The sequence below is a fragment of the Ligilactobacillus sp. MP3 genome (genome assembly GCF_024436335.1).
GTDB classification, from domain to species: Bacteria; Bacillota; Bacilli; order Lactobacillales; family Lactobacillaceae; genus Ligilactobacillus; species Ligilactobacillus salivarius.
The window spans coordinates 191,003-203,559 of record NZ_JANFQI010000001.1 but is presented as its reverse complement, the minus strand read 5'-3'; the positions used below and the strand labels follow the sequence as shown (position 1 = coordinate 203,559).

The window sequence follows — 12,557 nt, the reverse complement described above, 5'->3', positions numbered from 1 at the left end:
AAAGATATATTATCCATATATCGGACAATATATCTTTCAGTTTTAAATTTCAGCTTTTAACTCTTCAATTCGACTTTCAGTTGCAGCAAGTTGTTGCTTATAATTAGCTAATTTTTCTTTTTCCTTAGCAACAACGGCTTCTGGTGCATTGGCAACAAATTTTTCATTACCTAGTTTCTTTTCACCACGTGTAACTTCACTTTCTAATTTCTTAGCTTCTTTTTGTAAACGTGAAATTTCTTCATTTAAATCAATTAAATCAGCTAATGGTAAGTAAACTTCTGCTCCTGTGATAACAGATGTCATAGCTAACTTAGGTGCCTCAATATCTGCAGCTATTTCTAAACGTTTTGGATGACAGAAACGATTGATATAATCAACATTGTTTTCAAACACTTTTCTTGTATCATCATCTTTTGTCTTAATTAAAATATCAATTGCTGAAGACATTGGAGCATTAACTTCAGAACGACTGTTACGTACTGCTTTAATTAACTCAATCAAATTATCCATGTCTTTTTCTGCTACTTGATTATCAAATTCAGCATGTTCAACAGGATATTCAGCAACAACCAAGGATGCACCATCATGTGGCATAGATAACCAAATCTTTTCTGTAACAAATGGCATAATTGGATGCATTAAGCGTAGAATTTGATCTAATACATAACGTAGGATACGTTGTGTATTCTTCTTAAGTTTTTCATCTTCACCTGTAAGATTTTCCTTAGCCATTTCAATGTACCAGTCACAGAAATCATTCCAAATGAAGTTATATAGAGAGCGACCAGCTTCACCAAATTCAAAACTATCGAATAAACGAGTTACATCGCGAACTGTGTCATTAAGACGACTCAAAATCCACTTATCAGCTAATTGCCATTCAGATGCTTCTGGTAAACTTAATTCAACATCGCTATCTAAGTTCATGATAACAAAACGACTTGCATTCCAAATCTTATTGATAAAGTTCCAAGCAGCATCCATCTTTGTATATGAGAAACGCACATCTTGGCCAGGTGCAGAACCATTAGATAAGAACCATCTCAATGCATCTGCCCCATACTTATCAATTACATCCATTGGATCAATACCATTTCCAAGTGATTTACTCATCTTGCGTCCTTGTTCATCACGAATTAAACCATGAATTAGAACATTCTTAAATGGACGACGTTTTGTAAATTCAACACTTTGGAAAATCATTCTGGATACCCAGAAGAAAATAATATCATAACCTGTAACCAATGTATTAGTTGGGAAATAACGCTTGAAATCAGGACTTTCAGTATCTGGCCAACCCATTGTTGAGAATGGCCATAATGCACTAGAGAACCATGTATCCAATACATCTGAATCTTGTTCCCAATTTTCGATATCTTCAGGTGCTTCTTCACCTACATAAATTTCACCAGTTTCTTTATGGTACCATGCTGGGATTTGGTGTCCCCACCATAATTGACGAGAAATAACCCAATCATGAACATTTTCCATCCATTGTGTAAATGTATGTTCAAAGCGAGGTGGCACAAAGTCTACTCTATCATCAGTTTCTTGATTCTTTAAAGCTGCTTCTGCTAAAGGTTTCATCTTTACAAACCATTGTGTTGAAAGACGTGATTCAACTTGTACCCCTGTTCTTTCAGAATGTCCTACACTATGTACGATTGGTTCAATCTTCAACATGTAGCCTTGTTCTTCAAGATCAGCCACGATTGCCTTACGTGCTTCAAATCTGTCTAAGCCTTCATATTTACCAGCATTAGCATTCATTGTAGCATCTTCATTCATTGTATTGATGCGTTCCAAATTATGTCTATTACCTACTTCAAAGTCATTAGGGTCATGAGCTGGTGTAATCTTAACCATACCTGTACCAAATTCAGGATCAACATATTGGTCGGCAATAATTGGAATATGTCTACCTTGTAATGGTAGAACTAAAGTCTTACCTACAATATCCTTATAACGTTCATCATCAGGATTTACGGCAACTGCTACGTCACCCATCATAGTTTCAGGACGAGTTGTAGCAATTTCAATATAGTTCTTGCCATTAAATGTTGTATCGTCAGCAAATGGATATTTAACATGGTAAAATGCACCTTTATCATCTTTATGAATAACTTCAATATCTGATAAAGCAGTACGAGCTTTAGGATCCCAGTTAATAATATATTCACCACGATAGATTAATCCTTTTTTGTACAAAGTAACGAAGACTTTTCTTACAGCTTTAGATAATCCATCATCTAAAGTAAATCTTTCTCTATCGTAATCTAAAGACAAACCTAACTTAGCCCATTGTTGATGAATGATGTCAGCATATTCGCCTTTCCATTCCCAAACTTTTTCTACGAATTTTTCACGTCCTAAGTCATAACGAGAAATTCCATCTTCAGCTAATCTAGCCTCTACCTTAGCTTGAGTTGCAATACCAGCATGGTCCATCCCTGGTAACCATAAAGTATCAAAGCCTTGCATTCTCTTTTGACGAATTATCATATCTTGCAATGTTGTATCCCATGCATGACCTAAATGTAATTTACCAGTTACATTTGGTGGTGGAATAACGATTGAATATGGTTTTGCTTCTTTATCTTCATTAGGTTTAAATAAACCTTTTTCGATCCATTCTTTATATCTGCCAGGTTCTACTTGACTTGGATCGTATTTAGTTGACATTTCTACTTCTTTTGTCATAATAATTATTCCTTTCTACATAATTTTAAGCAAAGAAAAAGGCATTGCCATCCTACTTAATAGGACGACAATGCCGTGGTACCACCTAAATTGAGTTTTTAACTCCACTTAAATCCTTGTTAACGAATCGAAATCCGGTTATCCCTACTTTATTCAAGATAACAGCTCACAAGCTACAATTAAAATAGCTATCGAAAATCTTTCACCAGACGATTTCTCTCTAATCCAAGCTTCTTTTAATCCTCTTGTTCATTGCTTATATGGATATATTCTATCTTTTGCTAGGTAATACGTCAAGATACTTTTTATAGTAATTCAGCAAAAACTTTCTTTTCTTGGTTTAAGAAAGTATCACCAATCTTAATTTCTGTAATCTCAATGCCATCAAGTGCTCGTTGAACTAAAGCATCTACGTCTAAACGTTCTTCATAGTAACGTGCCTTATCAATACGTGGCTTAGTTTTTGGAGCTGGTGGTGCAAAAATTGTACAGCAATCTTCAAATGGCATAATTGACAAATCAAAAGTATCAATATCTTGAGCTATTTTAATAATTTCATTTTTATCCATTGAAACTACTGGACGTAAAATTGGCATAGTAGTTACATCGTTAATGGCAGCCATACTTTCAAGTGTTTGAGATGCTACTTGTCCTAAAGCTTCACCATTAAAGATAGCTAATCCCTTTCTTCTTTGAGCAATTGCTTCTGTTAAGCGCAACATGAATCTTCTTTGAATTGTCATTAAATATCCTGATGGCACTTTTTCCTTAACTGTTTCTTGAATTTCAGTAAATGGAACTTGAATAAATCTTATCTTACCAACATATGGTGTCAATTTAGCAGTTAAGTCTTTAGCTTTATTCAAAGCTTGTTCACTTGTATATGGAGGACTGAAGAAATGAACCATTTCAATATCCACTCCACGCTTCATTGCTAAATATCCAGCTACTGGTGAATCAATTCCGCCAGAAAGCATCAACATTGCTTTACCAGCAGTTCCAACAGGCAAACCACCAGCACCGTCAATCTTTTCATATGAAAGATAAATACCATCCGCACGAACTTCACAACGTAAAGTCATATCAGGATTTTTCATCTTCACTTTAATACCTGGAACTTCACGTAAAATATGACTACCTAGAATATCATTCATCTCATTTGTATCGTATTGATAGTTATGGTCAGAACGACGAGTATTGATTTTAAATGTCATTCCTTCTTTGAATTTTTCTTTCACCATTTCTACCGCAGTAGCCTTGACTTTCTCTATATCACGTTCAACTTTAATAGATGGTGAGAAATTTTGGATCCCAAAAACTTGCTTTAAACGTTTCATAACAGCTTCGTAATCTTCTCCATGTAATTGGATATGCATACGATCACGATGTGCCTTGATTACCAAATTTTCAAAACTATGCAAACTTTCACGCACATTAAATCCTAAACGATCAATGAAGTTTTTTCTATTTTTACCTTTAGTAGATAGTTCGCCGTAACGAACCATTATTTCTGTATATTGCATTTTCTTATCCTTTCAATTAAGAATTAATTTTTTTGAATTTTTCATATAGAACATCAAAAATTTCAATAAATTTGTCAGCTTCTGCTAAAGTATTTTTTTCATCTAGACTTACACGTACAGCGGATGTAGCAATATTATCCGGAATCTTCATTGCAGTCAATGTCCCAGATGTTATTCCCTTTTTAGATGAGCAAGCACTAGTTGTTGAAATATAGATATCATAATTTTCAAAAGCATGAACAATAGTTTCTCCACGAACTCCACTGATTGCAAAACATAAAATATGTGGAGCAAATTCATCGTTTAATTTAGAAAATACTGTTACTTTAGATCTTTTAGAAATATGATTATAGATTTTTTCTTTAATAGCTTTTTGTTGTGCTACTTTCTTTTCTTCATTTTCTAAAGTCAATCTTAAAGCTTTAGCCATACTTGCAATTGCAGGAAGATTCTCTGTACCACTTCGTAAAGCTTTTTCTTGACCTCCACCAGACATCAATGGTGCAATCATACGACCACGTTTTTTATACATGAATCCAATGCCACGAGGTGCATGGAATTTATGTCCAGAGAATGTTAAGAAGTCTACTCTATCTTGTTCTAATAATTCTTGAATACCTTTACCTACACCTTGAACTGCATCAACATGGAAATGTATTTTAGGAAAATCTTCCAGTACTGCTGCAATTTCTTTCAATGGTTGAATAGCTCCTACTTCATTATTCACAGCCATAATTGAAACAAGAATTGTATCCTTTCTGATAGCTGCTTTCAAATCTTCTGCAGAAACTCTTCCATTTTCGTCAACCGGAAGATATGTTACATCATAACCTAATTTTTCTAATTGATGTAGTGAATTTAAAACAGCTGGGTGTTCAACACTGCTAGTTATAATATGTCGTCCATAGGGTCTTTTTTCAATTGCAGTTCCCTTTACGACCCAATTATCTCCTTCTGTTCCACCACTTGTAAAATAAATTTCATCAATATTGCAATGAAGTAAGTCAGCAATTTGTTTTCTTGATTGTTCTAACAAATTAAAAGCTTGTTCTCCCATAGCATGAAGTGAAGATGGGTTACCCCAAATCTTTTCACTAACAGCATTATAAGTACTTAATACTTCTGGTAGTACTTGTGTTGTTGCACTATTATCAAAATAAATCATATCTACCCTTCTTACAAATCAAAAATCTCATTACTTAGTCTAACAAAAAGTTAGTAGAAATAAAACTATTATTACTCTAACAGCAAAAAATTAGCTAATCAGCAGTTGTTACTGTTAATTAGCTAACTATACTTTTATTTGGAAAACATTGGTGGATGATTCTTTGAGTACTCTTCCATAATCTTTTTGGATGCACCCTCTTGAACCTTATCTACTGCATGCGAGATCGTATCCAATGCTTTTACATATTCATATTCCTTCTCAAATAATTGTACTGCTTGGTTGTAAGCAGCTGCCACATCTGGATATCTGTTTCGATAACGATTTGAATATTGTAAAATTTCTTCCGTTAAAATTGAACTAGAAATCAATTCGTCAGTCTTTTCACCCAAAATATCTAAATCACTTTGAGTATTTATCAATGATTTTGTAATTTCATCCATATTAATTTGAACTCGATTTAAATCTTTATCTAATTTTTCGATTTCATCGCTAACTTTAAAGAAATAATCCAAGTAATCATCTGATAATCCTGGAAGGTTAAGCTTTTCAATTTCACGCTTCATTTTGTGAATTTCCAAGTCAAAATTCTTAACCGCATTTTGTGCTTCACGTTCTTCTTTCCATAAACTTGCCACGCTATCATTGATTTCTTTTTGTTTCTTTTCTATATCAGTTAGAGCTTGCATATCAATTTCTATTCTCTGAGCAATAGAAGAATATAGAATTGCTTTTGTCCCAGCATCTTTAATAAATTGATCATACCAACTACGAATTCCCTTTAACCTATCAGCTAAACCTTGTGCACTTTCAATCTCATCATGATTGAGTGTGTAATTTTGTTTTAATCTATCTAAATCCAACAATAAATTCTTTTCTTGTTTTTCAGCATGTTCAATGAACTTACCAAAGGTCGAAATTTTCTTTTGTACAAAAATCTTAGCCTTATATTCTTCTTCTAAAGTTTCATAGATAGCATCAATTTTATTAGCAATATCTTCATCTAAGACTTTAGCATTATCAACACGTAATTCTTTCAAGTTTTCATTATTTAAACTACATTGTTCTGCTAGATCTTTTAACTGTCCTAAAATATCTTTATCAAATGCAAACCCCTCATCTTGCATCTGAGCTACACCTTGCCGTAACTCTGATAATTGATCAGGAAAAACATTTTTTAGATTCTTGTAGATTCCAGGAATAACTTCTAAATCACGTTCCATACTTGCGGTATCTTCTTTTAATTGATTTAAAGGCTTATCAGAAGTTACAAAATCTCCACTTTCAGTTAATTTAGCATACTTATCAAAGTCTTCTTCTAACTTAGAAAGATTTTCTTCTAATTTGTCAATGCTTGGTCCAAATGAAAAGTTCTTAGCCAATAATGTCTTACGAATATCACGATACTTATCTTTTAATTCTGTAACAGCTTTTTGATGTTCTTCGGATTTTTCTTTCATCTCATTGACAGCTTCTTCAAGTTGACGAGTTTCTTCTTTAACATGTTGTAACTTAGATCCAACTTCTAATAACTCTGAACGTTCTTGCATAAACTTGTAACGTTCATTCAAATCATTCAAATCTAAGATCATTTCCGAAATTTCTGGCATCTCACGGTTAGTAAGTTTCTTATGGCTTTTCTTGAGCTCCTCAAATTCACGTAGACTCTCACCCGTTAAATGTAATTTTTCAATTTTATTTATTTCGCTATCTAGAGTATTGTTGCTCAATTCCTCAAGCTGCGTTTGATACTCATTTATTTGTTTTCTAAACGATCTTTGAAAATATATGACTCCAACATATATTCCAATGGCGACCGCCACAATAACTACAAAAAATAAAACCATAATAAATTCCCACCTAACATCTTATCGTCTATATCTATATTTTAGTTAATTAATATTGTAGGCTATTCGTTTTAATTGAAAATAACCCAGTTTCAGTTTAAAATCTAATAATGATTATATCATTAATATAACTTTAGGTATATATTTTTTCAATTACAAAAAAGTAAAGAAAGGACTTTTTATATGACAAACTCACTTCTCTCACAACAATTGGATGCATTACTCACAAATGAAACTAATTTCATTGCAAATTTATCTAATGCTTCAGCACTTTTATATCAATCTTTGTCTGATATTAACTGGGCTGGTTTCTATCTTTATGATGAAACAAACGATGAATTACATCTTGGACCCTTTCAAGGAAAAGTTGCATGTATGCATATTAAAAATGGCTCTGGTGTTTGTGGCACTGCACTGCAACAACAAAAAGTTTTACGCGTAGATAATGTCCACGAATTTGCTGGCCATATTGCTTGCGACTCAGCAAGTAACTCTGAAATCGTGGTTCCTCTAATTAAGGATGATAAAATTATTGGTGTATTAGATATTGATTCTCCTTCCTTATCCCGCTTCTCTCCTGAAGATGAAGCTGAATTAGTTGAATTTTCCAAAACTTTATTAAAACACATATAAATTAGTTGACTTTTAATTTGTTTATGTTAAGATACACTTTGTGTAAAATAATGCAGCAGTGAGCGGTAAGAACGTCAACAGTTTATTGCTATATAATTAGTTCGTCTAGTAACTCTTCGGCTGCAAGAGCGAAAGTCTAAAATAAACTGCACGAATACTAAGTTCACACGGATTATTTTACTCCAACTTAATTTTAATTTATTGGAGGAATTTTTAATGTCTCGTTATACAGGTCCTTCCTGGAAAGTATCTCGTCGTTTAGGTTTCTCTTTATCTGGTACAGGTAAAGAATTATCTCGTCGTCCATACGCTCCAGGTCAACATGGTCAAGATCGTCGTGGTAGTCTTTCTGAATATGGTTTGCAATTACGTGAAAAGCAAAAGTTACGTATGACTTATGGCTTAACAGAACGTCAATTCTCAAACTTATTCAAGAGAGCTGGTAAGATTCGTGAAGGTAAGCATGGTGATAACTTCATGATTCTTTTGGAACGTCGTTTAGATAACGTTGTTTACCGTTTAGGTTTAGCATCAACTCGTCGTCAAGCTCGTCAATTAGTAAACCATGGTCACATTACTGTTGATGGCAAGCGCGTTGACATTCCATCTTACGAAGTAGAACCAGGTCAAGTAATTTCTTTACGTGAACGTTCTAAGGACTTACAAATCGTTAAAGAAGCTCTTGAAGCTGTTGTTGGTCGTGTACCATTCGTTAACTTCGACGAAAACAAGATGGAAGGTACATTAGTACGTCTTCCAGACCGTGAAGAACTTGACGCAAATATTGACGAAGCACTTGTTGTTGAATTCTACAACCGTTAATATTTAGCTCAACAAAGAGATAACTCTTTTAATCCCACTATTGTTCATTTGAACATAGTGGGTTTTTATATATCCGTTTTAATAAATTTATAATTAGAATTATGATAATGTTTAACTACTCCCCTATTTTGAAAGGAGAATAATTATGACAAATGATAATTTACAAGAACACTTGAACAACGGACTCTACGGAACTCCTCAATTACATCCTGATGAACAACGTAAGTATTTAGGAACTTTTAGGGAAAGAGTCAGTTTAACTATTACATTTAAGGAATTTTCAAATAATCAAAATGCTTGTTTAACTGCAATTAAACAAGAAATTTCATCTAATACTGAAGAAGAACTTAATATAAAGATTAACGGGCAATTGTCATCTGATATTATTAATAAAATCATTCAAATTTCAAAAGAAAATAATACTAAATTTGAATATCTAGCTGATGCTTCTTTTTCACATGATGATGACGCCAATGCCATTGTTATTTGTTCTCCCAAATCAGCTCTTCATATTGAAAATATTGATGTTGAAAGTAAATACCATGACCTTTTTGAAAGAAAAACTGAAGAAAATAATGATTCTAAAGAAAATAAGAAAGGATTTTTATCTAAACTATTCGATTTATAAATTAATTTAGGAAGTGATATTTTGAAACCTTTAGCCTATCGCATGCGTCCTAAAAACATTGATGATATTGTGGGTCAACAACATCTCGTCGGTCCGGGAAAAATTATTAGAAGAATGGTTGAGGCTAAATTACTCTCATCTATGATTCTATATGGCCCACCTGGCACAGGCAAAACAAGTATTGCTAGTGCTATTGCAGGTTCAACTAAGTATGCTTTTAGAAAAATGAATGCAGCAACTGATTCTAAAAAGAAATTAGAACAAGTGGTTGAAGAAGCCAAGTTTAGTGGTACAGTTATTCTATTACTTGACGAAATCCATCGCTTAACTAAACCTAAACAAGACTTTTTACTACCTCATTTAGAAGATGGACATATTATTCTAATTGGTGCTACTACTGAAAATCCTTATATTTCAATCAACCCCGCGATTAGAAGCCGAACTCAGATATTTGAAGTGCATCCTCTTAATGAAGATGATATCATTCAAGCAATTAAACGGGCTATTACTGATAAAGATGATGGTTTAGGTGAATTACCCTTACAAATTAATGATGATGCTATGCACCAACTAGCAATCGCAACACATGGAGACTTACGTAGTGCATTAAATGCTTTAGAATTAGCTGCTAAATCTACTCCAAAGAATTCTGAAGGAAATATTGTACTTACTTTAAAAATCATTGAAGAATGTATGCAAAGAAAAGCTTTGGTTCAAGATAAAGATGGTGACGCACACTATGATGTTATCTCTGCTCTTCAAAAATCTATTCGTGGATCCGATGTTGATGCTGCTCTTCACTACTTAGCACGCTTAATCGAAGCTGAAGATCTCCCATCAATTAGTCGACGTTTAATAACAATTGCTTATGAAGATATTGGATTGGCTAATCTCCCTGCTGCTACTAGAACTGTTCTAGCAATTCAAGCTGCAGAAAAAATTGGGTTTCCTGAAGCTAGAATTCCTTTAGCTGATACCGTTATTGAATTATGTCTATCTCCAAAATCTAATTCTGGTATTTCAGCAATCGATGCTGCCCTCTCTGATATTCGAGCTGGAAATTATGGTGATATACCTGATTATTTAAAGGATGCACATTATTCAGGAGCTAAAGAATTGGGGCATGGTATTGATTATAAATATCCTCATGATTATCCTCACGATTGGGTTAAACAGCAATACTTACCAGATAAACTTAAATCCAAGCAATACTATCGTCCTAAACAAAATGGACGTTACGAAGAAAGTTTAGGAAAGCAGTACCATCGCCTTAAGAATGCCCAAAATAGTTAATTTGCTTTATCAATATGATTATGCTATGATTGACTTAGGTTCTGAGATGTACGCGTTATCTCATTCGTATGGTTGACCGAACACTTATAATATTGGTCTTTCATATCTTTAATGGAAAGTATATTATTTCACGTAAGAACTTGAAGTTATTGCAAGAAGGACCACCTGCTTAAACGCGGGTTCAACTACAGAGATGATTAACGGCATCATCGGAGACAAAGAGTTGGGACACTGTCTCAGCTCTTTTTATTTATTGACTATTATTCAATGAAATGAGGCCAATTATGACTGATGTACTATTAATAATTTGTGAAGCTTTACTAGCTGTTATTGTTTTGTATACTGGATTTTATTTACTTACCCATCGCAATCGTAAGTTCTTACTTTTTGATCCTACTTCTGAGCCCAGTTTAAAAATTATTATGACTATCTGGGGAAGTTTGCTTATTATTTTAGGGTTATTAACTATACTTGCTATCTTTATTATTAAAAGTATCGTTTTTATTTCAATTATCCTAGTTTTAGATGCGATTGTAGAAGCTTCTCTCTCATTTATTATGTTGATTTACTATAACACTACAAATAAATAGCAAACTACATAAAATAATTTTGAATAAAATTATATTTTTGTAACTGTTTACACTTTTATTTTCAAATTATATCAAGTATAATATATATGAAAGGTATTACAGAAAGGGTGATTCGTATGTTACAAAGATATAAAAATATTTTAGTTCCAATTGATGGTTCTTACGAAGCTGAATTAGCATTTAAAAAAGCTGTTGAAGTAGCTAAGCGTAATGGTAAGGAAACAAAACTTCAACTTGTACATGTTGTTGATACTCGTGCTTTCCAAAACATCTCAAGTTTCGATACAGCTATGGTTGAACAAGTAACTGAAACAGCACGTAAGACAATGGATGGTTACGTAAAAGAAGCTAAAGAAGCTGGATTAGAAAACATCAGCTACTCTGTTGAATACGGTGCTCCTAAAGTTATCATTGCTAAGGATCTTCCTAAGGAATTAGGAACTGATTTAATTATGATTGGAGCTACTGGTTTAAATGCTGTTGAACGCTTGTTGATTGGTTCTGTTACAGAATACGTAACTAGAACTGCTGATTGTGATGTTTTAGTTGTTCGTACAGACTTAGATAACAAGCCTGCCCTTTCAAAAGAACAACGTAAAGGATTCCAACGTAAAGACTAATATATATTAAACTAAAGGACGTGAGCGTAAAATCTCACGTCCTTTTAATTACGACCATAACACCCTACCAAATGATCATTTACCATTCCACTAGCTTCCATAAATGAATAGATAATCGTTGGTCCTACAAATTTGAATCCCATTTTCTTTAACGTTTTAGAAATTTGTTCAGATAATTTAGTTTTTGTAGGTATTTCTTCCGGATTCTTAAAATTATTAATAATTGGCTGATTATCAATTATTCCCCAGAAAAAACTATCCAATGATTCATTTCTTTCATGTAACGCATTAACTATTTTCGCATTATTAATAATTGCTTCTATTTTTCGTCTATTTCTTATTATTTTAGGATCAGTCAATAATTTTTCGACATCATCAAGAGTATATTGTGAAATCTTTTCAACTTCAAAATTATCAAATGCTTCCCTTAAAAACTCTCTTTTATTCAGTACTATTTTCCAACTCAATCCTGCCTGTAATCCTTCTAAACATAAAAGTTCGAATAGTCCTCTTTCATCATGTAAAGGACGTCCCCATTCCTTATCATGATAATCTATCATTAACTGATCTGCTCCATAAATCCATGCACATTTCATTTTAAGCTCACCTTCTATCAAAAATCTCATTATATTATTATACGCTAACTTTTTAATTTTTTAGTATAAAATCGAAAATAAGTTCTTTTTCACTATAAAAAAAGCAACCATAGCTTTGTTAGCAATGATTGCCTCTA

The 12,557-nt window shown here is 33.1% G+C and carries 11 protein-coding genes, 1 other RNA gene and 1 other annotated feature; of the genes, 7 read left to right on the top strand and 5 right to left on the bottom strand.

Going from position 1 to position 12,557, the window contains the following annotated elements:
• Nucleotides 1–42 precede the first annotated feature (42 nt).
• From NOU10_RS01005 to ezrA, 4 genes are all read right to left on the bottom strand, one after another.
• On the bottom strand, nt 43–2,703 hold the full coding sequence (locus tag NOU10_RS01005; protein ID WP_087367233.1) for a valine--tRNA ligase: 2,661 nt from the start codon (nt 2,701–2,703) through the stop codon (nt 43–45).
• Nucleotides 2,704–2,760: 57 nt separating this feature from the next.
• Nucleotides 2,761–2,965, bottom strand: a binding site (T-box leader).
• Between the two features lie 43 nt (nt 2,966–3,008).
• Entirely contained in the window at nt 3,009–4,226 is a 1,218-nt protein-coding gene (gene thiI, locus NOU10_RS01000) for a tRNA uracil 4-sulfurtransferase ThiI (RefSeq protein ID WP_255905788.1), read from the bottom strand.
• A 16-nt stretch (nt 4,227–4,242) separates the two neighbouring features.
• Complete coding sequence (locus NOU10_RS00995) at nt 4,243–5,391, bottom strand: cysteine desulfurase family protein (RefSeq protein ID WP_003706468.1); 1,149 nt, start codon at nt 5,389–5,391, stop codon at nt 4,243–4,245.
• Between the two features lie 134 nt (nt 5,392–5,525).
• Nucleotides 5,526–7,238 (bottom strand): septation ring formation regulator EzrA, encoded by a 1,713-nt coding sequence (ezrA, locus tag NOU10_RS00990; protein WP_255905787.1) that lies wholly within the window; start codon nt 7,236–7,238, stop codon nt 5,526–5,528.
• A 183-nt stretch (nt 7,239–7,421) separates the two neighbouring features.
• Between ezrA and NOU10_RS00985 the strand changes: the two genes are divergently transcribed.
• The 7 genes from NOU10_RS00985 to NOU10_RS00955 all read left to right on the top strand — a co-directional run bounded on the left by NOU10_RS00985 (nt 7,422) and on the right by NOU10_RS00955 (nt 11,824).
• Nucleotides 7,422–7,871 carry a GAF domain-containing protein gene (locus NOU10_RS00985; RefSeq protein ID WP_255905786.1) on the top strand — a complete coding sequence of 150 codons (450 nt, stop codon included), beginning with the start codon at nt 7,422–7,424 and terminating at the stop codon, nt 7,869–7,871.
• A gap of 216 nt (nt 7,872–8,087) precedes the next feature.
• Nucleotides 8,088–8,693, top strand: coding sequence for a 30S ribosomal protein S4 (gene rpsD, locus NOU10_RS00980; RefSeq protein WP_003703954.1), 606 nt, complete (start codon nt 8,088–8,090; stop codon nt 8,691–8,693).
• Between the two features lie 145 nt (nt 8,694–8,838).
• Complete coding sequence (locus tag NOU10_RS00975; RefSeq protein ID WP_255905785.1) at nt 8,839–9,321, top strand: YueI family protein; 483 nt, start codon at nt 8,839–8,841, stop codon at nt 9,319–9,321.
• A gap of 21 nt (nt 9,322–9,342) precedes the next feature.
• A complete protein-coding gene (locus tag NOU10_RS00970) occupies nt 9,343–10,614 on the top strand; it encodes a replication-associated recombination protein A (protein ID WP_255905784.1) in 1,272 nt (423 codons plus the stop codon).
• A 35-nt stretch (nt 10,615–10,649) separates the two neighbouring features.
• Nucleotides 10,650–10,834, top strand: a non-coding RNA gene (gene ssrS, locus NOU10_RS00965) — 6S RNA.
• Between the two features lie 64 nt (nt 10,835–10,898).
• Nucleotides 10,899–11,204: a hypothetical protein gene (locus NOU10_RS00960; RefSeq protein ID WP_003700488.1), complete on the top strand. Its 306-nt coding sequence runs from the start codon at nt 10,899–10,901 to the stop codon at nt 11,202–11,204.
• 116 nt (nt 11,205–11,320) lie between these two features.
• The gene (locus tag NOU10_RS00955) at nt 11,321–11,824 is read left to right on the top strand and encodes a universal stress protein (RefSeq protein WP_003703973.1); all 504 of its coding nucleotides are present in this window, start codon (nt 11,321–11,323) and stop codon (nt 11,822–11,824) included.
• A 44-nt stretch (nt 11,825–11,868) separates the two neighbouring features.
• Here NOU10_RS00955 and NOU10_RS00950 read toward each other — a convergent pair whose 3' ends face one another.
• Entirely contained in the window at nt 11,869–12,420 is a 552-nt protein-coding gene (locus tag NOU10_RS00950; protein ID WP_003706473.1) for a DNA-3-methyladenine glycosylase I, read from the bottom strand.
• Nucleotides 12,421–12,557 lie beyond the last annotated feature (137 nt).

Coding starts and splice junctions, on each gene's coding strand:
- NOU10_RS00950 (WP_003706473.1), bottom strand. CDS start 12,420: ATGAAATGTGCATGGATTTATGGAGCAGATCAGTTAATGATAGATTAT.
- NOU10_RS00955 (WP_003703973.1), top strand. CDS start 11,321: ATGTTACAAAGATATAAAAATATTTTAGTTCCAATTGATGGTTCTTAC.
- thiI (WP_255905788.1), bottom strand. CDS start 4,226: ATGCAATATACAGAAATAATGGTTCGTTACGGCGAACTATCTACTAAA.
- NOU10_RS00995 (WP_003706468.1), bottom strand. CDS start 5,391: ATGATTTATTTTGATAATAGTGCAACAACACAAGTACTACCAGAAGTA.
- rpsD (WP_003703954.1), top strand. CDS start 8,088: ATGTCTCGTTATACAGGTCCTTCCTGGAAAGTATCTCGTCGTTTAGGT.
- NOU10_RS00975 (WP_255905785.1), top strand. CDS start 8,839: ATGACAAATGATAATTTACAAGAACACTTGAACAACGGACTCTACGGA.
- NOU10_RS00960 (WP_003700488.1), top strand. CDS start 10,899: ATGACTGATGTACTATTAATAATTTGTGAAGCTTTACTAGCTGTTATT.
- ezrA (WP_255905787.1), bottom strand. CDS start 7,238: ATGGTTTTATTTTTTGTAGTTATTGTGGCGGTCGCCATTGGAATATAT.
- NOU10_RS01005 (WP_087367233.1), bottom strand. CDS start 2,703: ATGACAAAAGAAGTAGAAATGTCAACTAAATACGATCCAAGTCAAGTA.
- NOU10_RS00985 (WP_255905786.1), top strand. CDS start 7,422: ATGACAAACTCACTTCTCTCACAACAATTGGATGCATTACTCACAAAT.